The sequence below is a fragment of the Aeromonas sp. FDAARGOS 1404 genome, assembly GCF_019047085.1.
Classification (GTDB): Bacteria; Pseudomonadota; Gammaproteobacteria; order Enterobacterales; family Aeromonadaceae; genus Aeromonas; species Aeromonas veronii.
Window position 1 is genome coordinate 4,023,924 of record NZ_CP077237.1, and the last position, 24,240, is coordinate 4,048,163.

The 24,240-nt window shown below is 60.3% G+C and carries 20 protein-coding genes and 1 pseudogene; 14 read left to right on the forward strand and 7 right to left on the reverse strand.

Annotation, left to right across the window (positions count from 1 at the left end; genetic code table 11):
* The first annotated feature begins 7 nt into the window (after positions 1 to 7).
* Positions 8 to 1,627, forward strand: coding sequence for a methyl-accepting chemotaxis protein (locus tag I6L34_RS18665; protein ID WP_058056091.1), 1,620 nt, complete (start codon positions 8 to 10; stop codon positions 1,625 to 1,627).
* A 63-nt stretch (positions 1,628 to 1,690) separates the two neighbouring features.
* Here the strand turns inward: I6L34_RS18665 and I6L34_RS18670 are convergent, their stop codons facing one another.
* Positions 1,691 to 2,293 carry a DUF924 family protein gene (locus tag I6L34_RS18670; protein ID WP_058056092.1) on the reverse strand — a complete coding sequence of 201 codons (603 nt, stop codon included), beginning with the start codon at positions 2,291 to 2,293 and terminating at the stop codon, positions 1,691 to 1,693.
* Between the two features lie 250 nt (positions 2,294 to 2,543).
* Here I6L34_RS18670 and I6L34_RS18675 point away from each other — a divergent pair, with 250 nt between their 5' ends.
* The 3 genes from I6L34_RS18675 (at position 2,544) to I6L34_RS18685 (ending at position 5,524) form a co-directional block, all read left to right on the forward strand.
* Positions 2,544 to 2,684 (forward strand): hypothetical protein, encoded by a 141-nt coding sequence (locus I6L34_RS18675; RefSeq protein ID WP_162838753.1) that lies wholly within the window; start codon positions 2,544 to 2,546, stop codon positions 2,682 to 2,684.
* Position 2,685: 1 nt separating this feature from the next.
* The gene (locus I6L34_RS18680) at positions 2,686 to 3,606 is read left to right on the forward strand and encodes a DUF808 domain-containing protein (RefSeq protein WP_058058101.1); all 921 of its coding nucleotides are present in this window, start codon (positions 2,686 to 2,688) and stop codon (positions 3,604 to 3,606) included.
* Positions 3,607 to 3,727: 121 nt separating this feature from the next.
* The gene (locus I6L34_RS18685) at positions 3,728 to 5,524 is read left to right on the forward strand and encodes a M3 family oligoendopeptidase (protein ID WP_216955132.1); all 1,797 of its coding nucleotides are present in this window, start codon (positions 3,728 to 3,730) and stop codon (positions 5,522 to 5,524) included.
* Between the two features lie 63 nt (positions 5,525 to 5,587).
* On the opposite strand, the gene I6L34_RS18690 is transcribed toward I6L34_RS18685, so the two are convergent.
* Complete coding sequence (locus I6L34_RS18690; RefSeq protein WP_058056095.1) at positions 5,588 to 6,994, reverse strand: nucleobase:cation symporter-2 family protein; 1,407 nt, start codon at positions 6,992 to 6,994, stop codon at positions 5,588 to 5,590.
* A gap of 505 nt (positions 6,995 to 7,499) precedes the next feature.
* Between I6L34_RS18690 and ycfP the strand changes: the two genes are divergently transcribed.
* Positions 7,500 to 8,039 (forward strand): alpha/beta hydrolase YcfP, encoded by a 540-nt coding sequence (ycfP, locus tag I6L34_RS18695; RefSeq protein ID WP_005334000.1) that lies wholly within the window; start codon positions 7,500 to 7,502, stop codon positions 8,037 to 8,039.
* Between the two features lie 74 nt (positions 8,040 to 8,113).
* The gene (locus I6L34_RS18700; protein ID WP_058058103.1) at positions 8,114 to 9,406 is read left to right on the forward strand and encodes an NAD(P)/FAD-dependent oxidoreductase; all 1,293 of its coding nucleotides are present in this window, start codon (positions 8,114 to 8,116) and stop codon (positions 9,404 to 9,406) included.
* Positions 9,407 to 9,491: 85 nt separating this feature from the next.
* Here I6L34_RS18700 and I6L34_RS18705 read toward each other — a convergent pair whose 3' ends face one another.
* From I6L34_RS18705 to I6L34_RS18715, 3 genes are all read right to left on the reverse strand, one after another.
* Positions 9,492 to 10,133: an energy-coupling factor ABC transporter permease gene (locus I6L34_RS18705; protein WP_058056189.1), complete on the reverse strand. Its 642-nt coding sequence runs from the start codon at positions 10,131 to 10,133 to the stop codon at positions 9,492 to 9,494.
* Positions 10,134 to 10,221: 88 nt separating this feature from the next.
* Positions 10,222 to 11,019 carry a pyruvate formate lyase 1-activating protein gene (gene pflA / locus I6L34_RS18710; RefSeq protein ID WP_080768686.1) on the reverse strand — a complete coding sequence of 266 codons (798 nt, stop codon included), beginning with the start codon at positions 11,017 to 11,019 and terminating at the stop codon, positions 10,222 to 10,224.
* Positions 11,020 to 11,084: 65 nt separating this feature from the next.
* Positions 11,085 to 14,021 carry an EAL domain-containing protein gene (locus I6L34_RS18715; protein WP_058056097.1) on the reverse strand — a complete coding sequence of 979 codons (2,937 nt, stop codon included), beginning with the start codon at positions 14,019 to 14,021 and terminating at the stop codon, positions 11,085 to 11,087.
* A 135-nt stretch (positions 14,022 to 14,156) separates the two neighbouring features.
* Between I6L34_RS18715 and I6L34_RS18720 the strand changes: the two genes are divergently transcribed.
* Together I6L34_RS18720 and I6L34_RS18725 are read left to right on the forward strand one after the other, a co-directional pair.
* The gene (locus tag I6L34_RS18720) at positions 14,157 to 15,845 is read left to right on the forward strand and encodes an FAD-dependent oxidoreductase (RefSeq protein WP_058058105.1); all 1,689 of its coding nucleotides are present in this window, start codon (positions 14,157 to 14,159) and stop codon (positions 15,843 to 15,845) included.
* A 78-nt stretch (positions 15,846 to 15,923) separates the two neighbouring features.
* Positions 15,924 to 16,127, forward strand: a pseudogene (locus I6L34_RS18725) (integrase core domain-containing protein); the annotation flags it as partial.
* 84 nt (positions 16,128 to 16,211) lie between these two features.
* On the opposite strand, the gene I6L34_RS18730 reads toward I6L34_RS18725, so the two are convergent.
* Both I6L34_RS18730 and I6L34_RS18735 read right to left on the reverse strand, forming a co-directional pair.
* On the reverse strand, positions 16,212 to 16,715 hold the full coding sequence (locus I6L34_RS18730) for a DUF2062 domain-containing protein (protein ID WP_216956945.1): 504 nt from the start codon (positions 16,713 to 16,715) through the stop codon (positions 16,212 to 16,214).
* Complete coding sequence (locus I6L34_RS18735; RefSeq protein WP_005350890.1) at positions 16,709 to 17,227, reverse strand: DUF2062 domain-containing protein; 519 nt, start codon at positions 17,225 to 17,227, stop codon at positions 16,709 to 16,711. The genes I6L34_RS18730 and I6L34_RS18735 overlap by 7 nt, the downstream gene beginning before the upstream one ends.
* 27 nt (positions 17,228 to 17,254) lie before the next feature.
* Here I6L34_RS18735 and I6L34_RS18740 point away from each other — a divergent pair, with 27 nt between their 5' ends.
* The 6 genes from I6L34_RS18740 (at position 17,255) to uvrY (ending at position 24,238) form a co-directional block, all read left to right on the forward strand.
* Positions 17,255 to 19,456 carry a DNA internalization-related competence protein ComEC/Rec2 gene (locus tag I6L34_RS18740; protein ID WP_216955133.1) on the forward strand — a complete coding sequence of 734 codons (2,202 nt, stop codon included), beginning with the start codon at positions 17,255 to 17,257 and terminating at the stop codon, positions 19,454 to 19,456.
* Positions 19,457 to 19,560: 104 nt separating this feature from the next.
* The gene (gene msbA, locus I6L34_RS18745; RefSeq protein WP_216955134.1) at positions 19,561 to 21,324 is read left to right on the forward strand and encodes a lipid A ABC transporter ATP-binding protein/permease MsbA; all 1,764 of its coding nucleotides are present in this window, start codon (positions 19,561 to 19,563) and stop codon (positions 21,322 to 21,324) included.
* On the forward strand, positions 21,324 to 22,325 hold the full coding sequence (gene lpxK, locus I6L34_RS18750; protein WP_216955135.1) for a tetraacyldisaccharide 4'-kinase: 1,002 nt from the start codon (positions 21,324 to 21,326) through the stop codon (positions 22,323 to 22,325). Before msbA ends, lpxK begins: the two co-directional genes overlap by 1 nt.
* A 121-nt stretch (positions 22,326 to 22,446) precedes the next feature.
* Entirely contained in the window at positions 22,447 to 22,635 is a 189-nt protein-coding gene (locus tag I6L34_RS18755; RefSeq protein WP_005347033.1) for a Trm112 family protein, read from the forward strand.
* Positions 22,632 to 23,381 (forward strand): 3-deoxy-manno-octulosonate cytidylyltransferase, encoded by a 750-nt coding sequence (gene kdsB / locus I6L34_RS18760; RefSeq protein ID WP_021229372.1) that lies wholly within the window; start codon positions 22,632 to 22,634, stop codon positions 23,379 to 23,381. Before I6L34_RS18755 ends, kdsB begins: the two co-directional genes overlap by 4 nt.
* Before the next feature lie 212 nt (positions 23,382 to 23,593).
* A complete protein-coding gene (gene uvrY, locus I6L34_RS18765; RefSeq protein ID WP_005337448.1) occupies positions 23,594 to 24,238 on the forward strand; it encodes a UvrY/SirA/GacA family response regulator transcription factor in 645 nt (214 codons plus the stop codon).
* Positions 24,239 to 24,240 lie beyond the last annotated feature (2 nt).

A 24,240-nucleotide genomic window follows, 5' to 3' on the forward strand; every position in this document is an offset into this window, starting at 1 on the left:
TACGGTTATGAATATTGCTCGCCGACTGCAACTGATAGCCCTGCTGGTTATCCTTGCGCTCATTTTTCTCAGCTGGTTCAGTATCAACCGCCTTGGGGCAGGCAACCGTGATTTGAGCTATGTGACGGACAATACGGTGCCCAGTATTTCGCTGATTAAGGAAGTGCAGGCCGATTTCTATGAATTGCACTCGCTGGTACAAACACATGTGCTCAATACCGACTCAAGCAGGATGCAGCAGATTGAAACGGGTATCACCGAGATACGGGGACAGATCAATTCGCTGCTCGACAAATATAAGGCAGAGATGCTCTCCAATGATGAAGATCGGCGCCTGACTGACGATGATCAACGCATAGTCGCGCAATATTATCAGGAGATAGACAAGGTTCTGCAGCTCTCCCGCCAAAACAAGAATGATGAAGCCAGAGACATGCTGGCGGGAGAGGCATACGGACTGTTCAAGCAATTTGCCAAGGCAATCGAGCTTCACGTCAACTTCAATATAGATTTGGGACTGGCGCTCAAGAAGCAGGGCCAGGAGAACTACGACAACAGCCTGCAAACCCTGTTGTTGATCGCCGGTGGTGCCACCGTGCTGACGATGGGGCTGTTTGTCTGGTTGTTCAATCAGGTGGCCAATCCCCTTCGCACCGCCATGGATACCCTGACCCGGATCCAGCGTGACCTCAACTTTACCCTGAGAGCTGATGTGAAACAGCAGGATGAGATTGGCCTGACCCTCAATGCGGTCAACCGGCTGCTCGATACGCTGCAACAGACATTTACCGAATTTTCCGTCGGCAGCTTGCAGATCAAGAGCACTGCCGAATCCCTCTCTCAGGCAGCGCAACACTTGGCCAGCTCGGCTAATCAGGCCAATGATGCCACCAGTCTGATAGCCGCCGGTGTGGAAGAGATGACGGTCAGCATCACAGATATCTCCCAGCGTACCCAAGAGACGAGCCGTATCACCAATGAGTCGGGGCAGCTGGCGACCGAGGGGGGCCGGACCATCGAGCGCACCGTTCATGCCATCAACGAGATCGCCGACTCCATTCGGCAGGCCTCGGCCGAGGTCATTGCGCTGGGTGAGGGCATTTCGCGCATTGGCGGTGTGGTCAACGTGATCCGTGATGTGGCGGGGCAGACCAACTTGCTGGCCTTGAACGCGGCCATTGAAGCGGCGAGGGCCGGGGAGTCCGGCCGTGGCTTTGCGGTGGTGGCGGATGAGGTGCGCAAACTGGCGGAGCGGACGGCACAATCCACCCAGGAGATCTCCGCCACTGTAGAGGCGATCCAGCAGGAGTCGAACAATACGGTCTCCCGCATGCATCTGGTGGAGGAGAAGGTGAGTCAGGGGGTCACCATGGCGACCGAGAGTGGCGCCATTATTGCCGAGATCCGCAGTGCGTCGCACCGGGTGATGGATCAGGTGGGCGAGATCACCAATGCCATCCGCGAGCAGAGTTCGGCCGCCGAGTCGATTGCCCATCAGGTAGAGCAGATTGCTCAGGTCGTGCAGCAAACCAGCAGCACAGCGGAAGAGACCTCAGCCGCCGCCGAGGAGCTCAATGTCACCACAGAGAGCATCCACCAGCAGATATCCCGCTACCGCATTCAGTAACGTCGACGGTTGTTATCCATCTGCTATCCCCGCCAGCTGGCGGGGATTTTTTATATGGCTTGCTTAGAAGCCTGAGCCCGGTTGCTGCAAAAATGCCGCCTCTTCCGGTGTGCTGGTGCGACCCAGTATGTCGTTGCGGTGGGGGAAGCGGCCAAAGCGTTCGATGATCACCTGATGGCGGCGTGCAAAGTCGGCAAAGCCCGCGAAGGTCGCCTGCGCCGGTGTGCCAGCCTGCTCGGCAGCCAGTGCCTCGAACAGGGCCACACTTCTGGCCTGCTGTTCGCGGGATTCGGCATGCTCCAGCGGCAGATAGAAAAAGACCCGCTCCAGTGGCGAGAGGGATTTGTCCGCCCCGATGGATAGCCCTTTCAGGCAGAGATCCCGGGCCAGCGGATCCTGGGCAAAGGCCGCAGGCGTGCCGCGATGGATATTGCGGGGCAGCTGGTCGAGCAGCAGGATCAGCGCCAGCCTGCCGTGGTGCAGATCGGCCCAGTCGGCCAGCTCCCCGTTGGCGGCCGCCTCTGCTTGCGCGCCAAATTGCTTGGCCAGCAGGGCATCCGTTTCGCTGCTTTTCCCCCACCAGAGGGGGGCTTGCCGTGTGGCCCGCAGGACATCATCGGCTTCGTCGCCAAACCAGAAATCGAGCAGAGGTTGCCAGGGTTGCATGGGAACTCCTTGAGGTGATTCAGAGGGAACCAGGAACAAATGGCTCAGGGGGGCTGCCGAAACGGCGGCTTCTCGTTACACTGTGCCATCTTTTGCCCGCAAGACGTAACCCCCGATGGTGAGCGCCGGATTCTTGGCGCGGCCGATGATGGCCTGCGATCGCCATGAGGTGGTCCTGTTGACCCTGGTGGTTATCGGGACGTACACCTCTCTCCCGGGGTTGTTCTCACAGATATAAGGAATCTTTGATATGGCCGGAACCAGTTTGTTGGCCCTGCTCGATGATATCGCCAGCGAGCTTGATGACGTGGCGCTGATGACCAAGGTCGTGGTGAACAAGCGCGAGACATTTTTCGGGAAGACGTTTCTCACTGATATAAGGGATCTTTGATATGGCTGGAACCAGTTTGTTGGCCCTGCTCGACGATATCGCCAGCGTGCTTGATGACGTGGCGCTGATGACCAAGGTGGCGGCCAAGAAGACCGCCGGGGTGTTGGGCGACGATCTCGCCCTCAACGCGGAGCAGGTCTCCGGGGTGCGCGCCGAGCGGGAGCTGCCGGTGGTGTGGGCGGTGGCCAAGGGCTCATTTCGCAACAAGCTGATTCTGGTGCCCGCCGCCATCGCCATCAGTGCGCTGGTGCCCTGGCTTATCACGCCACTCTTGATGCTGGGAGGCGCCTACCTCTGCTTTGAGGGGGCCGAGAAGCTGGCCCACAAGTTCCTGCCTCATGAAGTGAGTGAAGGTGAGGCACATACAGCCCCCATTCCTGATGATCTGGTGGCCTTCGAGCAGCAGAAGGTAAAGGGAGCGATCCGCACCGATTTTATTCTCTCTGCCGAGATCATCGTCATCGCCCTTGGCACGGTGCAGGGGGCGAGCATTGCGCTGCAGCTCTCGGTAGTGGCGGGCATCGCCCTGCTGATGACCATCGGGGTCTACGGGTTGGTGGGGCTGATCGTCAAGCTCGATGACATCGGTCTGCATCTGCTGCAAAAGCCCGATGGCAGCGCCCTGCGCCGCGCGGTGGGGCAGGGACTGCTGGTGACGGCGCCCCGCCTGATGCACCTGCTGGCACTGGTCGGAACCATCGCCATGTTTATGGTGGGCGGTGGCATTCTGGTGCATGGCTGGCCTTTTGCCCATCACCTGATTGAAGGCGCAGCCGCAGTTGTCGCCACCCTGCCCACAGTAGGGGCCGTACTGGCGGCGGTGACACCGACGCTGCTCAACGCCGTGGCCGGTGTGGTGGCGGGTCTGCTGCTGGTTGCCGTGATGACGCTGGTGAGCCGTCTTGCCCCGGCCAAGGGATAAGCGAGCTTGCGGGCCATTTCTCTTTTTCCTCTCTTCATTTTTTGGCCAGTGGGATGCTCGGTCTCTGACTTGCTGCCCGCAGGTCTGTTGCACCTCCCGATAAAGGCCTTTGCGAGAAGCTATGTATCAACAACAGTGGAATAACGACCATATCTACCCGGGCCTCGACAGCACCGAGCTGGAAGCGGACATGCGCGCCGCCCGCCACGCGCTGGAAGAGCTGGCCAGCTATATGGCGGGTCTGGACGGGGTGCGCGACGCTGACGCTGCGCTGCTGGATTTCTTGCGGGAAGTGCGGCTGCGCGCCCGTGATATTCGCCATATCGGCTGGAACGTCGCCATTCTGGCCGCGTGCCGCGGCAGTCAGGATGCGCGGGATCCGCAGGCCAAACAGCTGGCGTCCCGTGCCCGCGCCCTCAACGTCGATCTGTTCAAGACCCTGGCGCCGGTGGAAGATCTGATGCTGGCGTTGCCGGAAGAGAAATTCGCCGCGCTGATGAGTGATCCGCTGCTCGGCGAGGAGGCGTACCGCTTGGGCCATGAGCGTCGTTTGCAGGATCAGCGCCTGCCGGTGGCGGCGGAGCAGCTGGTGATTGGTCTGGGCACCGATGGTCTGCACGCCTGGGGCAACCTCTACAACGATCTGGTGGGCAAGATCCGGTTAACTATTGATGGCCGCGAGATGGGGCTGGCCGAGGCGAGCAATCTGCTCTCCAGTCCGGTGCGTGCGCTGCGTTTAGAAGCCTTTGATGCCATCAGCGCCGGTTGGGAAGGTGAGCAGGAGACGGTTGCTGCTATCCTCAATGCCCTCAACGGCTGGCGGCTGGAGCTGGCCCGTCAGCGCGGCAAAACCCGTGTGCTCGATGCGCTGGATCTCTCCTGCCACCAGAGCCATATCGAGCGCGCCACCCTCGATGCCCTGATGAGCGAAACCTGGCGAGCCCGTGGGTTGGGTCAGCGGGCGCTGGAGCTGATGGCCGAGCGCCTTGGTCTCGACGATCTGGGGCCGGAGGATCTCTTTGCGCCGCCGCCTGCTTCCAGCAGCCGCGACATTCCTTTTGATGAGGCGATCGCGCTGATTGCCGATGCCTTTAGCCGATTCGATCCCGAGATGGGTGCATTTGCCCGCATGATGGCCGAGAAGGGTTGGATTGATGCGGCCCCCACGCCAAATCGCCGCACCGGCGCCTACTGCACCAAGTTTGCTGAACCGGTCGAACCGCGGGTCTTCGTTACCTATGCCGGTACCATGGACAACGTCATTACACTGGCCCATGAGCTGGGTCACGCCTGGCACAACTGGGTGATCCGCGATCTGCCGATGAGTCAGCGCAGCTACCCCATGACGCTGGCGGAGACCGCCTCCATCTTCGCCGAAACCCTGGTGCGCAGCGCCCTGTTCGAGCAGGCGCAAAGCCCGGAAGAGCAGCTGGCCATCATCTGGGCCGAGGCCGACGGCGCGGCCACCTTCCTGGTCAATATCCCGGCTCGCTTCGATTTCGAGCAGGCCTTGGTGGCCGAGCGGGCGCAGGGTTATGTGTCGGCAGAGCGGCTCAAGGCGTTGACTGACGAGGCGTGGGGACGCTGGTATGAGGGGAGCCTGACCCGCTATCACCCCATGTTCTGGGCGGCCAAGGCGCACTTCTCCATCGCGGGGCTGGGCTTTTACAACTACCCCTATCTGTTCGGTTATCTGTTCAGCCTCGGGGTCTATCAGCAGTTGATGAGCCGCAAGGCGGCGGGGGAAGAGGGCGTGGCCGAGGCCTATCGCGCCTTGTTGCGCGATACCGGCCGGATGAGCGCCGAAGATCTGGTAGCCAAGCATCTGGGGCAGGATATCCGTGAGGCCGCCTTCTGGCAGGGGAGTCTGGCACAAGTAGCGCAGGCGGTAGAGCGCTTCACGCAGTTGCCTGCCTGATTGGGTCTGCGGTGATATGAACAACAGGCCCCCGGACAGTCTCGCTGTCCGGGGGCCTGTTTGTTATGCCTGCTTTTGTTGCGGTTTGATGGGGCCAACGAGCAGTGGACGGGTCTGGTGAGTCAGATCTGGCTGATAGCCGTTGAAGAAGAGGTTGAGCAGCACCGAGCTGATGGTGGCCAGCAGGATACCGCTATGAAAAAGCGGTTGTATCTGCGCCGGAAGCTGCTGGAAAAAATTCCCGGAGACCGTCGGGATCATGCCAATTCCGAGACTGATGGCGACGATATAGAGGTTGTGGCGGTTGCTGTTGTAATCGGTGCGCGCCAGGATGCGAATGCCGGTTGCCAGCACCATACCGAACATGACGATACCGGCGCCCCCCAGCACGAAGGGCGGGATGGAGGCGACCAGCACCGACATCTTGGGGATGAGGCCAAAGGCGAGCAGGATCCCCCCCGACATCACGCAGACCCAGCGACTCGATACCCCGGTCACGCTCACCAGGCCGATATTCTGGGAGAAGGAGGTGTGGGGGAAGCTGTTGAATATCCCACCAATAATGGTGCCGATGCCATCCACCCGCAGCCCGCGTACGATATCACCGCGCCTGGCCGGATGGCCGACGATGTCGCCAAGGGCCAGAAACATCCCCATCGACTCGATAAAGGTGATGAGCATGATCACCGTCAGAGTGGCGATGGAGATGGGATCGAAGGTGGGCCAGCCGAAGGCGAAGGGCACTATGGGGGCAAACCAAGCTGCCTCGCCGAGGCCATCTAGGCTCACTTCGCCCATGGCGATGGCCACCACGAAACCGAAGATGATCCCGAGCAGCACCGAGATATTGCTGAAAAAGCCCTTGGTGAAGCGGGTCACCAGCAGGATAAAGACGAGCACCAGAAAGCTGGTGCCGATATAGCGCAGGCTGCCATATTCCGGATTGCCCTTGCCCCCCGCCATCCAGTCGATCCCCACCTGCATGATGCTGATCCCGATGGAGGTGATAACCACCCCGGTTACTACGGTGGGGAAGAGCGGCATCAGCCTACCTATCAGCGGCACCAGCAGGGTCGAGATGATACCGGCGGCGATGGTGGCGCCGAAGATGCCCGTCAGCCCCAGATCCGGGTTGGCTCCGATGGCCAGCATGGGCATCACGGCGGCAAAGGTGACCGACATGATGACCGGCAGCCGGATCCCGGCAAAGCGGCCAATCCCGACACATTGCAGTAGGGTGACGATGCCGCAGCAGAAGAGATCCGAACTGATGAGGTAGGAGATTTGATCCTTGGGCAGCCCCAGACTGCCGCCAATCACCAATGGCACCGCCACGGCGCCGGCGTACATCACCAGCACATGTTGCAGGCCCAGGGTAAAGAGTTGGCCCATGGGGAGCATGCGCTCCACTTCATCCACCGGGCGCTTGCGCACACCCGGTCGGGGGGAGGGGGGATTGGTCTCGTTCATGAACAGATCACTCCTTGAAGCCCGCGCAACTGCTACAGGCAAGATAGTGAAAGCCGCAGCTTTCCCGGTCATTGATCTCGTGTATTGACAGAGGTGCCAGATCCCTCGGCAGTAGTGAGAGGGATCCGGTGCAGCACGGGTCAGTGCACAAAACATGCACAACGCCGCTCACGAGAGAAAACGTTTGGTGATAACGCCTTGTTTTTGCGGGATGAGTCACATACCGGCCAGATAAGTGTCCGGCTGCTGGCAGGGGAAGGAGGTGAGGGCATCTCAGATTGGTAAGGGGTTTATCATTATCGGTCTGGCGATCTCACTTTGATAGCCGGGCACCATAACGTTGCTCGCAATGCGCCCCTCTGCATGTGACGCCGCTCGCGGGCCGTAGGGCACAATCGGGGGCGGGGGCGTGATCCAAAGCAAGAAAGTTGGATGTTTTGGTGGCGCACGGGGCCGCCGCTGGGGTAGTTTCGATAAAACCGACACAGATCCTGAGGTCTTATCCATGATCATCTATCTGCATGGCTTTGATGCCACCAGCCCAGGCAATCACGAGAAAGTGCTGCAGTTGCAGTTTATTGATGATGATGTGCGTTTCGTGCACTACAGCACGGTTCACCCCCGTCATGATATGAGCCATCTGCTCAAGGAAGTGAAAAAACAGCTCGATATGAGTACCGATCCCAAACCGCTGATCTGCGGCGTGGGTCTTGGTGGCTACTGGAGCGAGCGGATCGGCTTTCTGTGCGGTATTCGCCAGGTGATCTTCAACCCCAACCTCCATCCGGAAGAGAACATGCAGGGCAAGATCGACCGGCCGGAAGAATATGACGATATCGGTACCAAGTGTGTAACTGAATTTCGTAAGAAAAATTCAGGAAACTGCCTGTGTATCCTTTCCGTTCAGGATGAAGTGCGCGATAATCGGGACACTGAACGTGAATTGAAGAACTATTACGACATCGTGTGGGATGAGCGCGAGACTCATAAGTTCAAAAATATCTCGCATCATCTGCAGCGGATGAAGGCCTTCAAAGAAGCCTGATCCATCACGTCGACCGATTTCGTTTTAGGGAGCCAATGGCTCCCTTTCGTTTTGAGGAACCGAGGAAAATCATCATGATGAATATTGTCGTTGTAGGCGGCGGCGCCGGTGGCCTGGAGCTGGCCACCAGTCTGGGTCGCAAGCTTGGCAAGAAGAACAAGGCCAAGATCACTCTGGTCGATCGCAACCGCACCCACCTGTGGAAACCCCTGCTGCACGAAGTAGCCACCGGCTCCATGGATGCGGGCATCGATGCCCTGAGCTACCAATCTCACGCCAAGAACCACGGTTTCGACTTCCAGCTCGGCACCCTGACCGACATCAAGCGTGACGATAAACGCATCGTGCTGGCCCCGATCCACGACGACAATGGCGACATCGTGGTCAACGAGCGCGAGCTGCCCTACGACTATCTGGTGATGGCCATCGGTTCTGTCTCCAACGACTTCAACACCAAGGGCATCAAGGATAACTGTATTTTCCTCGATAGCCCCTCCCAGGCGCACCGTTTCCACAACAGCATGATGAACCGCTTCCTGCAGTTCGCCACCGAATACCAGCCGGGCGACAAGGTGAAGATTGCCATCGTTGGCGGCGGCGCCACCGGCGTCGAGCTCTCTGCCGAGCTCTACAACGCGGTCGAGCAGCTCTATGCCTACGGCTTCAAGAACCTCACCACCGACAGCCTGAAGGTGACCCTGGTGGAAGCGGGCCCGCGCATTCTGCCGGCTCTGCCGGAGCGCATCAGCGGCGCCGCTCATCAGGAGCTGGTCAAGCTGGGTGTGGATGTGCGTACCGCCACCATGATCACCGAAGCGACCGCCGAAGGTCTGCATACCAAGGATGGCGAGCTGATTGAAGCTGACCTGATGGTGTGGGCTGCCGGTATCAAGGCGCCGGATTTCATGAAGGATATCGCTGGTCTTGAGACCAACCGCATCAACCAGCTGGTGGTGAAAGAGACCCTGCAGACCACCCGTGACGAGAACATCTTCGTCATCGGTGACTGCGCCGCTTGCCCGCAGCCGGATGGCAAGTTCGTGCCGCCGCGCGCCCAGTCTGCCCACCAGATGGCCAGCCAGGCGTTCAAGAACATTCTGGCCAAGATGAACGGCGGCGAGATGAAGCCCTACCTCTACCACGACCACGGTTCGCTGGTATCCCTCAGCCGCTTCTCCACCGTGGGCAGCCTGATGGGCAACCTGATGCGCGGCTCCATGATGGTGGAAGGCTATATCGCCCGTCTGGTGTACATCTCCCTCTACCGGATGCACCAGATCGCCCTGCACGGCTACGTCAAGACCGGCCTCATCATGCTGGTGGGTCGTATCAACCGTGTGCTGCGTCCGACCCTGAAGCTGCACTAAACCGGGATTTGTCACAATTCGGAATAGCACAAAAGGAGAGGCCATGGCCTCTCCTTTTTTATGCGCGCAGATAGGGGAAAAGGAGTTATTTGCCCAGATAGGTGCGATCGAAGAAGGTGTTGACCCAGTGGGGACGGTAGATGGCGAGCACCGTCATCGCCATGCCGTTGAGCAGCGCTTCCGGAAAGAGCAGCAGCGGCCAGATGGAGAGGTAGTCTGCCGTGATGGTATGCCAGGGGTAGCTGCCGCTTATCCCCATCAACAGGGCGCTGGCTGCAACCTTGACCGAGATGGCGAGGGCGCCGCCAAGAAAGGCGGCAACGAAGATATAGACAAAGAGATGGCGCGGCAGCCAGGCCCAGCTGGCCAGAAACAGCAGCCAGCTGGTGGCTACTGGCAGGGCAATGCCAACCAGCGCCTGCCAGCCAAAGTCGGCCAGATTGGTGACGCCAAAGTAATCGAGTACCAGCAGGGTCAGGCAGGGGGCGAGCAGGGCCAGCCGCCAGCCCAGCAGCAGGGTGAGGGAGGTGAGCCCGAGAAAATGGACCTCCAGCCCCTCATGCAGACCGGCCCTTAGATACCAGAGCGGCACCAGCGCGATGGCACTACCCAGCAACAGGTGCTGATAGAGGGGGTTGTCATGGAGGGTCTGCCACAGAGAGCGGCGCAGGCTGAAGGCCAGCAGTACCAGCCAGATCAGGAGGGCGGCGAGTTGTCCTTCACTCATCTTGTCGTCCATTCATGCAGTAGAGTCCGGGCGGCCTTCCCGACCGCCCCATAGCAGAGCAGGCTGACGAATCAGCCTGCTTTTACCATCAATATTTGACGTTGTTGTGGTACTTGCCGAGGATGCCCTTGACCCGTTCCATGGTCTCCTTGCTGGGGGGCTTGATCCCGCTCAGCTCGTACGGGTCGCCCAGTACGTCCCACTTGTGTTTGCCGAGCTCATGGTAGGGGAGCAGCTCCACCTTCTCCACGCTATCGCCCAGCTCGGCGATAAACTGGCCCAGCCCTTCGGCGCTCTCGTCGTCGTCGCTCCAGGTCGGTACCACCACGTAGCGGATCCACATGGTCTTGCCTTTGGCTGCCAGATAGCGGGCAAACTCCAGGGTGTATCTGTTGCTGACGTGGGTCAGCGGAATGTGTTTCTCGTCATTGATCTGTTTGATGTCGAGCAGCACCAGATCGGTCTGGTCGAGCAGTTTGTCCACCTGTTCGTCGAGATGGCGGACGAAGCCGTTGGTGTCGAGACAGGTGTGGATCCCTTTCTCTTTGCAGGCAGTAAAGAGTTCGGTAATGAAAGCGGGTTGCAGCATGGCTTCACCGCCGGACGCTGTCACGCCACCGCCGGAGGCATTCATGAAGTGGCGATAGCTGGTGATGTCACTCATCAACTCCGGTACGGTCACTTCGCGGCCACCTTCGGTATCCCAGGTATCGCGGTTGTGGCAGTACTTGCAGCGCATCAGGCAGCCTTGCATGAATACGATAAAGCGTATTCCCGGGCCATCGACAGTGCCGCAGGTTTCGACGGAATGGATCCGGCCAACGGTGCCGTGAGCTCCGGCTGGCTGGCTGATTTCAACGGCAGGGATCCGATTAATGACAGACATAAACAACTCCAACAATTCGAGCAGGCCGTTATTTTATTACATAAACCCCTATTGATCCTACACCTTTAGTCCGTCGCCCGGCTGCCAAGCAGCTGCTCCAGCCCCTTGACGGTGAGCGGCCGACTGGTGAGAAACCCTTGATAATGCTGGCATCCCAGCGCTTTGAGGATGGCCAGCTGCGCCTCCTCTTCCACCCCTTCGGCGGTGACGGTAAAACGGAAGACCTGGGCCAGATCGAGTATTGCCTTGACGATGGCTCTGTCCTGTTCGCTGTGTACCAGGGTCTGAATGAAGCTTCTATCCAGCTTCACCTCATCGGCGGGCAGATCCCGCAGATAGGCCAGCGACGAGTAGCCTGTACCGAAGTCGTCGATGGAGATGAGGATGCCGAGCTCCTTGAGTTGGCGCATTCTGGCAATACTCTCCTGCCTATTCTCCAATACTACCGATTCGGTCACCTCCAGCAGCAGGCGGGAGGGGGGCACACCGGTATCGCGCAAGATGTACTCCACCTGTTGTACGAAGCCCTGGGTGTGGAACTGGCGGGCACTGACGTTGACCGACAGATGGGGGATCTGCAGGCCACGGTTGAGCCAGAAGCTGTATTGGGCGCAGGCGGTCTTCATCACCCAGTAGCCGATCTCGAGGATCAGGCTGGTCTCTTCGGCGATGGGGATAAACTCCCCGGGCGGCACCATGGTGCCGTCGCTGCGCTGCCAGCGCAGCAGCGCCTCGATACCCGACAGCGAGCCATTGTCGACCCGGTATTGTGGTTGATAGTGGAGTTGCAGCTCGTGGTGACGCAGGGCATCGCGCAGCTCATTGGTGAGGGTCAGCCGGTTCTTCTCATGCTGGGCCATCGCCTCGGTAAAGAAGACGTAGTGGCCCTGACCGGCGCGCTTGGCCATGTGGGTCGCGGTGTCGGCCTGTTGCATCAGGACCAGATGATCCGTCTCGTTGCCGGAGAAGAGGCTGATCCCCACCGAGGCGCTGCAGTGCAGTTTGTGATCGCCGATGTCGAACGGGGTGCGAAACAGCCCCATCAGCTCGCGGGCGAAGTGCTCTGCCAGAATTTTGGCGGTGACTTCCCCTTGTCCCAGCTGGGTAAAGAGCAGGGCAAACTCATCCCCCGAGATACGCGCCTGCACCAGATTGTCCTGGGGCAGCTCCCTGAAACGCTGCACCACGGACTGCAGCAACAGATCGCCGCAGGCGTGACCGAGGGAGTCGTTGATCGACTTGAAGTTGTCGAGATCCACCAGCAACAGGGCGCCCCACTGGCCGTTGGAGGCGCTCAGGGTCTGCTGCAAAATATGGTTGAGGCTGCGGCGGTTGTGCAGACCGCAGAGATCGTCGTAGTAGGCGAGCTGCTCGATATGTCTGGCCGCCTCTTTTTCCTGGGTGATGTCGTAGAAGCTGCAGATAAAGTGGCTGAGCTCCCCCTGCTCATCCTTGACGCCGTTCACCATCAAGCGCACCGGAAAGAGGTGCCCATCCTTGTGCAGACAGCGCTCTTCACCGAGCCAGAACTCCTGCTCGTTGACGGTGCGGCTGACATCTTCCTTGAGATGATCCCCGTAGTAGGTGGGACGCAGCTTGCGAATGGAGTGACCGATCACCTCTACCTCGCCAAATCCGGTGATCCGGCTGAAGGAGTGGTTGACCTTGAGGATGATGCCGTTGTGATCCATCACAATCAGCCCATCGTGGGTATTAAAGGCTACCTCGGCCAGCCGCAGGGCATCGTCGGTGGCGAGGCGCTTGAGTTCGATGGCGGCCCGCTCGTGCTGGCTGCTCAATAGATCCAGAAGCTGTTCGGGCTCCTCAAGTGGGGTATCGAGCAGCAGGGTGATCTGGCCAATGGGGGCGCCGCTCTGGCCATGGAGCGGAATGCCGATGTAGGCGCTGGCATTGAGAGCAAGCAGCCGGGTCGCTTTGGGATAGCGTACGGGCAGATCTTCCACATAGATGGCCTGACCGTGCTGGAACAGCTCCTGAGCGGGGCCGGGGTCGAGCTGGATGGGCTTGAGGGTGGAGCAGATCTCCTCGTTGATGACGCAGCGGGGGATGATCCAGAGATCCTGACCGCGGGGCTGGAACTCGCCGATCCAGCCCACCCGGGCACCGCTGGCGCTCATGGCCCAGCTTACCAGCGTCTTGCAGTAGTCGATGCCGGTCTGCTGGTGCAGCTCGGGCGGGAGGGCCAGCTCGGCGCGGTGCTCTTCCGGTTGCGGTTGCCAGTGGCCGAGCAGCTGGGCGCTGCTGCGCACCAGCTGCAACATCTCCTCGCTAAGCGGGGTGGGATCGAGATACTCCAGACTCAGCACCCCGAACAGCTTGTCCTGCTCCAGCAGGGCACCATCGAGGCGTGAGCGCACACCGGCACTGGTCAGATAGAGGTGATTGCTCAGCATCGGCTGGTGGGCCGCTTCCGAGAAGCTTAAGGATTTGCGGGTACGCAGGGCGCGGATATAGCGGCTGTCACCGCGAATGGGGTAGAGCGCCTCGACCCCCAGGGTGAACACCGGGGTGAGTTGCTCGCTGCCGAGATCGCCGTTGGCCTGATAGTGCCAGAGTATGAGCCGATCGGCCCCCAAGCTCTCTTTAAGGGCCTCGAGCAGGGGCGCATACTGTTGCTGGCTCGCCATCTGGCTGAGGCGCGGCAGTTGCAATGCCAGATCGGCGATGGGCTCCTGACGAAGGTTCTGCAGACAGATGAGCCAGAAGCCATCCTGCTCGTGAGCGAGTGCGATATGCCAGAGCTGGCTGGCAAAGCGCACGGTGATCTTGCCGCCATGGCCGTTGGCCAGCAGTTGTTCGATGGGCAGGCGCAGGGCATCGGGCAGCTGGGCAGGCCAGGGGGCGCGCGGTTCGTCGAGCCAGTAGAGCGGGGTTTGCATCACGTCGGTCAGGGCGACCAGCCGTTGACTGCGCAGGTCCAGACGGAAAAAGAGTGGCGTCTGGAGGGCAGGAGGAAGATGACTGAGTGCGGTAGACGACATGAACAAACAACATCCTGTTAAGCAACCGTCGGGGTTGCAAGAATACTGCAAAATGGTGTGAAACAAAATTTCATTGAATTCTAAATTAGAAAAGTCTAATTTATTGCCCATTATCATGTATGAGGAGTCTTGCAGATGAAACGGATCCTGATTATCGGTGGTGTCGCGGGGGGCGCATCGGCGGCGGCTCGTGCTCGTCGTTTGAGTGAAGAGGCAGAGATCGTGATGTTCGAGCGGGGCGAGTTTGTCAGCTTCGCCAACTGCGGTCTGCCCTATCACATCGGGGGCGATATCCCCGACCGGGATGCCTTGCTGCTGCAGACTCCCCAGAGTTTCAAGCGCCGTTTCAACGTCGATGTGCGGGTCTTCCACGATGTGATTGAGATCGACAAGGCGGGCAAGACCTTGCTGGTGCGCAACCTGCAAACCGGTGAAGAGCAGCGCGAGCATTACGATGTGCTGCTGCTGAGCCCGGGGGCTGCGCCGATCCGTCCTCCCTTCCCCGGTATCGACAGCCCCCATGTCTATACCCTGCGCAACATCCCGGACATGGATCGCATTCTGGCGGCTCTGCATCACGATCAGCCGCGCCACGTCACAGTGGTGGGCGGCGGCTTTATCGGGCTGGAGATGATGGAGGCACTGCACCAGCGCAAGCTGGATGTCACCCTGCTGGAGCTGGCCGATCAGGTGATGGCGCCGGTGGACAAGGAGATGGCCAACATGCTCCATGCCCGCATCCGGGAAGAGGGGATCGACCTGCGCCTGCGCACCGGCCTCACCGCCATCGAGAGTCTGGATCTGCCTGCCGAGAAAACCTCCGCCGTGCCGACCGCCAAAAGTGGTGGCCTGCGCCTGACCCTCAATGACGGCTCCCATCTTGATACCGGTCTCTTGATCCTCGCCATCGGCGTCAAGCCGGAAACCCTGCTCGCCGCCAAAGCGGGGCTGGAGCTGGGCCCACGGGGCGGCATCAAGGTCGATGCCGGGATGCGTACCTCGGATCCCTTTATCTACGCGGTGGGGGATGCGGTGGAAGAGATAGATTTCGTCACCGGCGAATCTGTGCTGATCCCGCTGGCGGGCCCGGCCAACCGGCAGGGGCGCATCGCCGCCGACAACATGCTGGGCCGAAGCGAAACCTACAAGAAGACGCAAGGGACAGCCATCTGCAAGCTGTTCGATCTGGCGGTGGCCAGCACTGGCCTCAACGAGAAGCGACTGGTGCAACTGGGATTGCCGTTCGAGAAGGTTTATGTCCATCCGGGCAGCCACGCCGGTTACTACCCGGGCGCCCATCCGGTCAGCCTCAAGCTGCTGTTTGCCCCGGATGGCAAGATTTACGGTGCCCAGGCCATCGGCAAGGATGGCATCGACAAGCGCATCGACGTGCTGGCGGTGGCCCAGCGCGCCGGTCTCACCGTGTTTGACCTGCAGGATCTGGAGCTTACATATGCGCCGCCGTTCGGCTCAGCCAAGGATGTGATCAACATGGCGGGCTTTGTGGCAAGCAACCATCTGAAAGGGGACACCCTGCTCTGCCACGTGGCCGAGGTGCAGGCTCGTAACCCCCATCAGCTGGTGGTGGATGTGCGCAATGGCCCGGAGCTCGACAAGCTGGGCCGCATTCCGGGGGCGCTGCATATCCCCCTCGACGAGTTGCGTGGTCGCCTCCATGAGTTGCCCAAAGAGAAAGAGCTGCTGATCAGCTGTCAGGTTGGGCTGCGCGGCCATGTCGCCTGCCGCTTGCTGAGTCAGCTCGGCTTTAAAGTGAAGAATCTCTCCGGCGGCTTCAAAACCTGGCAGATGGCCACCGCCGAGTAACCGTTTTATTTCTGTGCCTGTTTGCCCCTCTCCCTTGTGCGTGCAAGATGAGGGGCTTTTTGTTTCTGCTTGTCCCGTCTGACGGATGGGTATGACTGTTACCAGAATGCGTTGGCGGAGCGGGTGAACGGGATTTTGAAAGGAGAGTTATTGTTGCAAAGCCCGCAGGATTTGACGCAAGCGCGGGAAATGGTGCGTGAAGCGGTGGATATTTACAACGCGGAGCGGCCGCATCATGCGTTGAAATACAGAACCCCCGATGCAGTACATAGGGGGTTCTGAGTAGAGAAATGATAGTTGAAAATGTGTAAACCTATTTCAGGACTAGACACCAACGGCTGATTGCCAAACAAGGGTAAGGGCGGCTCAGTGGTGGCGGGCACCTTGCCACAGCTTGCGCAGTTGCAACAGCAGCGCGGTCAGGACGCCGCCGCTCAGGGCGGTGAGTACCGCCAGCAGCAGGCTGCCGAGCAGGAAGGGGGGCACCAGGGTCGCAGCCTCCTGCTCCAGCCAGTGCAGGGTCCAGCTGAGGTGGAAAGGCTCCGGCGTCTGGTGCAGTACCAGACAACCGGTGCGATAGGCGTAGAGGTACATGAACGGCAGGGTCAGCGGATTGTTGAACCAGACCGCCAGCAGCGCCAGTGGCAGGTTGAGGCTGAATGCCAGCGCCAGACCGACTGCGATGAGCGAGTGCATCGGGATGGGGAACCAGCAGGCGAAGATCCCGGCCGCCACCGCGCCACTCAGGGCGCGGGTGCCCCCTTGCCAGAGGGCAGGGGCAAGCAGTCGCTCACCAAACAGGGCAAACCACTTCTGTTGGCGCAGGGTATCGGGATCTAGCTTGAAGCGGGCAAACCAGCGACTCAGCATGGGCGGGCCATCTTGCGTTTTTGCCACTGGCGCACCGTGCTGATCCGCCAGAAGGTGCGGATCAGGGTGTAACCGATAAGAGAACTGAGCAGGGCCAGGATCAGCGAGCCCAGCAACAGCGGCGGTGCCACTGTGCCCAGTACCGAGACCAGCCACTCCCAGGTGAATTCAATCTCTATCTGCTGCGCCGAATGTCCCAGCAACTGGCAACCCACCAGATAGGCTCCATAGAGCAGGGGCGGCATGGTAAAGGGGTTGGAGAGCCAGACCAGCGCCACCGAGAGCGGCAGATTGACCCGGCACAGGATGGCGCCACCGGCGGCCAACAGCATTTGGCAGGGGAGCGGCACCCAGGCCATGAAGAGGCCCACCGCAAATGCCCCGGCGGCCGAGCGGCGGTTGAGGTGCCAGAGGTTGGCATCGAGCAGCAGTTTGCCGAACAGCCGCAGGTGCTTGTGTTCTTTCAGGGTTTGCTGATCGGGCATCCAGCGTTTAATGAGTCGTTTGGGCATATTGAAACCTTGCTAAATACTTGCTCCATGGATCTGCGTCTGTTGTCGTTTGCCCTAGGGGCAAGCTCCTCACTGCTCTGGCCATGGTTACCTTCACTCGCATGGGGGGGCCTGTTGCTGTCCCTGCTGATCCCCCTTGCATGTTGCCGTGCCTGGCGGTGGCTGTTTCTCCTGCTCGGCATCCTCTGGATGCAGGCCAATCTTGCCTATCGGCTGGCCTGGCTGGAGCGGTTGGGCGATCAGACGAGCCACATGATAACCGCACAGTTGCAAAGTGCAGAGCCCGAGGGGGATAAATTTGTCCGGCTGCTGCTGCGGGTGAGCTCCCTCGACGAGCAACCGGTGACGCCTGAGCCCCTGATCAGGGTCAATGCCTATCAGGCATTACCAGCCATGACGGTAGGCAGCCGGATCACCCTGGTGACCTCGTTGAAACCGGCTCACGGTCTTGCCAACGAGGCGGGGCTGGATGGGCGGCGTCTGCTGCTGGGCAAGGGGATCACCGCCACCGGCAATCTGCGTCGGGTGATCGACATTCAACAGGTACCTGCGGGTTGGCGTGAACGTTGGTTGGGGGCCGCGACCGAGAGTTGGCGCCCACTTGATCATGTCCCCTTGCTGGCGGCGCTCACTTTTGGCGAGCAGAGCGGCATCACGGATGCCCAGTGGGAGCTGTTTCGCGGCAGCGGCCTGACCCATATCATCGCCATCTCAGGGCAACACATCGCGCTGGTGGCGGTGCTCGGGTGGTGGCTGGGCAGGCTGTTTGGTCTGCGCGGCGCCATCATCACCTCCCTGCTGTTTGCCGCCGTCTACAGCGCGTTGGCCGGATTTGCGGTGGCCACCGAGCGGGCCCTGATCATGGTGCTGGTGTGGAGTGTGCTGCGCTGGAGCCGGCGAGAGTGGCCGGCTTGGCGCATCTGGTTATGGGCCTTTGTGGTATTGACCCTCTGGGATCCCTTCGCCCTCTATTCGGCCGGCTTCTGGCTTTCGTTTCTGGCGGTGGCCATCCTGCTGCTGGTGGGATATGTCCACGACAAGCCGGGGCTCTGGCAGATCCAGCTCTGGCTGCTGCTCGGTCTGCTGCCGTTGCAACTGACGTTGTTCGAGGGGATAGCGCCCCTTGCCATGGTGATCAACCTGTTGGCGGTGCCGCTCTTTTGTATCGCCATCATCCCGCTGGCCCTGATCGGTGTGCTGCTGGCGCCGCTTTCCACCTCGCTTGCCTATGTCCTGTTCTGGCTGGCGGATCTGGGGCTCGGGTGGGTGCTGACGCTCCTGAACTGGCTGGCCGATCAACTGCAACTGTGGTGGCCACTACCCGCCTGGTGGCTGCCACTCTGCACCCTGCTGTTGCTGCTCTGGTTCGCCGCACAGTGGCGCCCGGCACGCTGGCTCTGGTTACCGGGCGCCCTTGCGCTGGTGTTGGCGTGCTGGCAAACGCCTGCCCGCTGGCAACTGCGGGTGCTGGATGTGGGGCAGGGGCTGGCGGTGCTGATCAGCAAGGGGGAGCGCGCCATCCTCTATGACACTGGTGATCGCTATCCCGGAGGCTACAACATGGCGGATGCTGTGATCCTGCCCCAGCTGAGCCATCTGGGGATCCGGGTCATCGATCGCCTCATCATCAGCCACAAGGATCGGGACCATGCCGGCAATCGCAAGCGACTGCTCAGCGCCATGCCGGTGCGTCACGAGCTCTCCTCTTATCCCTTCAGTGAGGGAACGACGCTCTGCGAGCGTGGGCAACAGTGGCGCTGGCAGGGGCTCTCGTTTGCAGTGCTCTGGCCCGAGCGCCCCGGTGGCGGGCGCAATAACGATGGCTGCGTGGTGCGTATCAGCGATGGCGAGCTCAGTGTGCTGCTCAGTGCAGATATCGAGCGGCAAGCCGAGCAGCGGCTGGTGGCGCTGGATGGTGAGGGGTTGGCCAGCACCTTGCTGGTGAGCCCCCATCATGGCAGTCGCACCTCCTCCACACCCCCGTTTGTCGCGGCGGTGGCGGCAAAGGATGTGATCCACAGCGCCGGCTTTATGAATCAGTGGGGCTTTCCCCGTCCCGATGTGGTGGCCCGCTATCGGGATGCCCGCCAGTGGATCACCGGTCAGCAAGGGGCGATTCTGGTCGACCCCACCGCAGCGGGCTTGAGCGTCACCGCCGAGCGAGGTCTGGGGCCCTGGTACCGGCGCAGTGGTGAGTGGTGGCGACCGCGAGTGTGGTTTGAGCAATAATCCGCCATTTCTGCCGTGTAGGAATGCGATATAGGTGGCGGCGCTTGGTGTAAGCCTGCGCTTTGGCTAGAATAGCCCGTCATTTCCATTACTAACGGCTATTCATGCAACAAGAAACCTCACAAGAGAGCTGGCCAGTATTCAAACGCCTGCTCGGTTATGTCCGTGATCGCAAGCTGGGCCTGGTCGGTGGCATCATAGGGATGCTGGGCTACGCCGCCGTGGATACCACCTTTGTCTACTCCATCAAGCCGCTGATCGATCAGGGCATCAATGGCAACGACAGCACCGTTTTGAAATGGATGCCCTTCTTCGTCCTCGGCATCGTGGCCCTGCGCGGTGTCGCCAACTTTCTCTCCAACTACTGCATGGCCTGGGTCGGCAACCACGTCGTGATGCGTCTTCAACAGCAGGTGTTCAATCACATGGTTGCAATGCCGATGAGCTTCTTCGACCGCCAGAACACCGGTCATCTGCTCTCCAAGGTGACCTATGACGCCAGTCAGGTCTCCTCGGCGGCGAGCACCACGCTGGTGACCCTGGTGCGGGAAGGGGCGACCGTGGTCGGTCTGCTCGGCCTGATGTTCTGGCACTCCTGGCAGCTGTCGGTAATTTTCCTGGTGGTTGGCCCGCTGGTGGGGGTCATCATCGGCCTTATCAGCCGTCGTTTCCGCCAGATCAGCCGTCACATTCAGCAGGCGGTGGGGGATATCACCACCTCCACCGAGCAGATGCTCAAAGGGCACAAAGAGGTGCTGATGTTTGGTGGCCAGAAGGTGGAAGAGAAACGCTTCTTCCAGGTCAGCAACAACATGCGCCAGCAGACCATGAAGATGGTCGCTGCCGATGCCATCGGCAGCCCTGTGGTGCAGATGGTTGCCTCCATCGCGCTGGCTGCCTTCCTCTACGTCGCGACCATTGACAGCGTCAAATCAACCCTGACTGCCGGTACGTTTACCGTCATGATCACCTCCATGATGATGCTGCTCAAGCCGCTGAAAAGCCTGACCGACGTCAACAACCAGTTCCAGCGGGCCATCACCGCCTGCCACAGCCTGTTTGGCCTGCTCGACAGCGAGCCGGAGCAGGATACCGGCACCCGCACTCTGGGGCGTGCCCGCGGCGAGATCGAGTTTCGCAACGTCACCTTCACCTACCCGACCAAGGATACCCCGGCGCTGCACAACGTCAGCTTCAAGGTGGAGGCGGGTAAATCGGTGGCGCTGGTGGGCCGTTCCGGCTCTGGCAAGAGTACCATTGCCAGCCTGTTGACCCGTTTCTACGACATCGATCAGGGCGAGATCCTGCTGGACGGCATCAACATCCGCGAATACAAGTTGAGCGAGCTGCGCAAGCAGTACGCGCTGGTCTCCCAGCATGTCCACCTGTTCAACGACTCGGTGGCCAACAACATCGCCTACGCGGCAGAAGACAAATACAGCCGCGACCAGATCGTGCAGGCCGCCCGTATCGCTCATGCCGACGAGTTCGTCAGCAAGATGAGCAACGGGTATGACACTGTGGTTGGCGAGAACGGTGCATCCCTCTCCGGTGGTCAGCGCCAGCGTGTTGCCATTGCGCGGGCTTTGCTGCGCGATGCGCCGGTTCTGCTGCTGGATGAGGCCACCTCGGCCCTCGATACCGAGTCCGAGCGCCACATTCAGGCGGCTATCGACGAGCTTTGCAAGGCGCGTACCTCGCTGGTGATCGCCCACCGTCTCTCCACCATCGAGAAGGCGGACGAGATCCTGGTGATCGACGAAGGCCATATCGTCGAGCGCGGTAACCACGAAGCACTGATGGAGCAGCGCGGCACCTATGCCCAGCTGCGCGCCATTCAGTTTGGCAACGCGGGAAGCAAGGCTTGATGCTGGAACGGCTCTGGTATCGCAAAAGTGGCTGGCGCTGGTTGCTGGCCCCCTTTGCCCTGCTGTTTGCCATCATCAGCGGCAGCCGCCGCTACGCCTATCGTCACGGCTGGCGCAAGGGGTATCGCGCCTCCTTGCCGGTCATTGTGGTGGGCAATATTTCGGTGGGGGGCAACGGCAAGACGCCGGTGGTGGTCTGGCTGGTGGAGCAGTTGCAAGCCCGCGGCTATCGCCCCGGGGTGGTGAGCCGTGGTTATGGTGGCAAGGCGCCCCATTACCCCTATCGGCTGGATGAGACCAGCACCACGGCGCAGGCCGGAGATGAGCCGGTGCTGATTGCCCGGCGCTGCGGCTGCCCCGTGGTAGTTGCCCCGAAACGGGCCGACGCGGTACGACTGCTGGAGCAGAGCGGTGAGGTGGATATCATCATCACCGACGATGGTCTGCAGCACTATGCGCTGGCCCGCGACATCGAGCTGGTGGTGGTGGATGGCGCTCGCCGTTTTGGCAACGCCTGCTTGCTGCCGATGGGGCCGCTGCGCGAGCCGATCACTCGTCTCAAACGAGTGGACGCCATCATCTGCAACGGCGGCGAGCCGGGCAAGGGGGAGTACCCCATGCAACTGGTCGCCGACACCCCGCGCCGGGTGCGCGACGATGCACCGCTTGCCGCCCCCTTGTCGGGGCAGGTTGATGCGCTGGCGGGGATCGGTCATCCACCCCGCTTCTTTGCCACCCTAGAAGGGCTCGGCTATCAGCTGGATCAGCAGGCCGCCTACGGCGATCATCACCCCTTCGATCGGGATGAGCTGGTGGGCCGCTTTGCCAGCAAGCCGCTGCTGATGACCGAGAAGGATGCGGTCAAGTGCCGCCCGTTTGCCTTCGATAACTGGTGGTATCTGCCGGTCAGCGCCGAGTTGCCCGCCTCCTTGCTCGATACCTTGTTGCACAAGCTGAACACGAGTGGAAAGGCGCAAGGCGTAACCAAGGCACAAGATTAATCTCTCTCGCCTCGGCGGGGGAGCTGGGGGTTGATATGCCCCGTATGGAATATCTGGTTGCTCGACATCCATCGCTGGTGTGATGAAGCCGCCAGCGCGACATCGTTGAAGGAGTATCGTTTTGGCTTTGGACATCAAGTTGCTCGACATCATCGCCTGCCCGGTCTGCAAGGGTAAGCTGCACTACAACAAAGCAGTTCATGAGCTGGTCTGCCGCTTTGACAAGCTGGCCTATCCGCTGGAGGAGGGGATCCCGGTGCTGCTGGAGAACCGTGCCCGTCCGCTCAACAGTGATGAGCTGCCGTCATGAGTTTCGTCGTCGTCATTCCGGCCCGCTATGCGTCAACCCGTCTGCCGGGCAAGCCGCTGGCGGATATCCATGGCAAGCCCATGGTGCAGCACGTGGTGGAGAAAGCCCTGCAATCGGGTGCCGATCGGGTGATCGTTGCGACCGATGACGAGCGGGTACAGCAGGCACTGCAGAGCACCGGCGTCGAGGTGTGCATGACCTCACCGGATCACCAGTCCGGCACCGAGCGTCTGGCCGAGGTGTGCCGTCACTACGGCTTTGCCGCCGATACCATCATCGTCAATGTGCAGGGGGATGAGCCGCTCATTCCGCCCGCCATCATTCGTCAGGTAGCGGATAATCTGGCCGCCGCCACGGCGCCGATGGCGACCTTGTCGGTGCCGATCAAGGATGCCGAAGAGGCGTTCAACCCGAACGCAGTGAAAGTGGTGACTGACAAGGATGGTTACGCCCTCTACTTCAGTCGAGCCAGCATTCCCTGGGATCGGGATCGCTTTGCCAACAGTCACGAGCAGATTGGTGACCACTACCAGCGTCATATCGGTATCTACGCCTATCGCGCCGGCTTTATCCAGCGTTACGTAGACTGGGCACCGAGCGTGCTGGAGCAGGTCGAGGCACTGGAGCAGCTGCGGGTGCTCTGGTACGGGGAGAAGATCCACGTCGCCCAGGCCCTTGAAGCGCCGCCGGTCGGGGTGGATACCCAGGCCGATCTGGAGAAGGTGCGGGCCTTTTTGGCCAAGTGATGGCCACAGCACTAACATCATGAAAAACGGTGTCGCAAGACACCGTTTTTTGTTTTGAAAATTTATATAATTATTTGATTTTAAACGCTAAACATGGGTTTTCTCAAACTTTTGGCGTGCATGGTTTGCCAAAGCGACGAGTTTGGTTATGATGCAAGACGCCCTGTTAACCCTAACCGGGCGGCTAAAACGAGATAAAACGGGGTGTTTGGGTGATAAATGTATTCCTGGTCGATGATCATGAGCTGGTGCGTACAGGGATAAGACGCATTCTTGAAGATGTGCGCGGGATCAAGGTGGTGGGTGAGGCACAGAGCGGCGAGACTGCAGTTACGTTCTGTCGCCAACACCATCCGGACGTGATCCTGATGGACATGAACATGCCGGGTATTGGTGGTCTGGAAGCGACCCGCAAAATTCTGCGGATCCGCCCCGATGTGCGCATCATAGTGCTGACCATTCATTCAGAAAATCCGTTCCCCACCAAGGTGATGCAGGCAGGCGCCGCCGGTTACCTGACCAAGGGGGCTGCTCCCGACGAGATGATCCAGGCGATCCGGTTGGTGCACTCCGGTCAGCGCTACATCTCCCCAGAGATTGCCCAGCAGATGGCCCTCAGCCAGTTTGCCTCCGCTGACGAGAATCCCTTCAAGTCCCTTTCCGAGCGCGAACTGCAGATCATGATGATGATCACCAAGGGGCAGAAGGTGACCGATATCTCCGAGCAGCTCAACCTGAGCCCGAAGACGGTCAACAGCTACCGCTATCGTCTGTTCAGCAAGCTGGGGATCAACGGTGACGTGGAACTGACCCATCTGGCCATTCGCTATGGCATGCTGGATGCCGATACCCTCTAATC

Bases quoted from the DNA above. Each gene is read 5' to 3' on its own strand.
- I6L34_RS18730 (WP_216956945.1), bottom strand. From the start codon at position 16,715: ATGCTGAGTCGCTGGTTTGCCCGCTTCAAGCTAGATCCCGATACCCTG.
- I6L34_RS18720 (WP_058058105.1), top strand. From the start codon at position 14,157: ATGAAACGGATCCTGATTATCGGTGGTGTCGCGGGGGGCGCATCGGCG.
- I6L34_RS18670 (WP_058056092.1), bottom strand. From the start codon at position 2,293: ATGCAACCCTGGCAACCTCTGCTCGATTTCTGGTTTGGCGACGAAGCC.
- ycfP (WP_005334000.1), top strand. From the start codon at position 7,500: ATGATCATCTATCTGCATGGCTTTGATGCCACCAGCCCAGGCAATCAC.
- pflA (WP_080768686.1), bottom strand. From the start codon at position 11,019: ATGTCTGTCATTAATCGGATCCCTGCCGTTGAAATCAGCCAGCCAGCC.
- I6L34_RS18680 (WP_058058101.1), top strand. From the start codon at position 2,686: ATGGCTGGAACCAGTTTGTTGGCCCTGCTCGACGATATCGCCAGCGTG.
- I6L34_RS18690 (WP_058056095.1), bottom strand. From the start codon at position 6,994: ATGAACGAGACCAATCCCCCCTCCCCCCGACCGGGTGTGCGCAAGCGC.
- I6L34_RS18740 (WP_216955133.1), top strand. From the start codon at position 17,255: ATGGATCTGCGTCTGTTGTCGTTTGCCCTAGGGGCAAGCTCCTCACTG.
- I6L34_RS18715 (WP_058056097.1), bottom strand. From the start codon at position 14,021: ATGTCGTCTACCGCACTCAGTCATCTTCCTCCTGCCCTCCAGACGCCA.
- msbA (WP_216955134.1), top strand. From the start codon at position 19,561: ATGCAACAAGAAACCTCACAAGAGAGCTGGCCAGTATTCAAACGCCTG.
- I6L34_RS18685 (WP_216955132.1), top strand. From the start codon at position 3,728: ATGTATCAACAACAGTGGAATAACGACCATATCTACCCGGGCCTCGAC.
- I6L34_RS18675 (WP_162838753.1), top strand. From the start codon at position 2,544: ATGGCCGGAACCAGTTTGTTGGCCCTGCTCGATGATATCGCCAGCGAG.
- kdsB (WP_021229372.1), top strand. From the start codon at position 22,632: ATGAGTTTCGTCGTCGTCATTCCGGCCCGCTATGCGTCAACCCGTCTG.
- I6L34_RS18700 (WP_058058103.1), top strand. From the start codon at position 8,114: ATGATGAATATTGTCGTTGTAGGCGGCGGCGCCGGTGGCCTGGAGCTG.
- I6L34_RS18705 (WP_058056189.1), bottom strand. From the start codon at position 10,133: ATGAGTGAAGGACAACTCGCCGCCCTCCTGATCTGGCTGGTACTGCTG.
- I6L34_RS18735 (WP_005350890.1), bottom strand. From the start codon at position 17,227: ATGCCCAAACGACTCATTAAACGCTGGATGCCCGATCAGCAAACCCTG.
- I6L34_RS18665 (WP_058056091.1), top strand. From the start codon at position 8: ATGAATATTGCTCGCCGACTGCAACTGATAGCCCTGCTGGTTATCCTT.
- lpxK (WP_216955135.1), top strand. From the start codon at position 21,324: ATGCTGGAACGGCTCTGGTATCGCAAAAGTGGCTGGCGCTGGTTGCTG.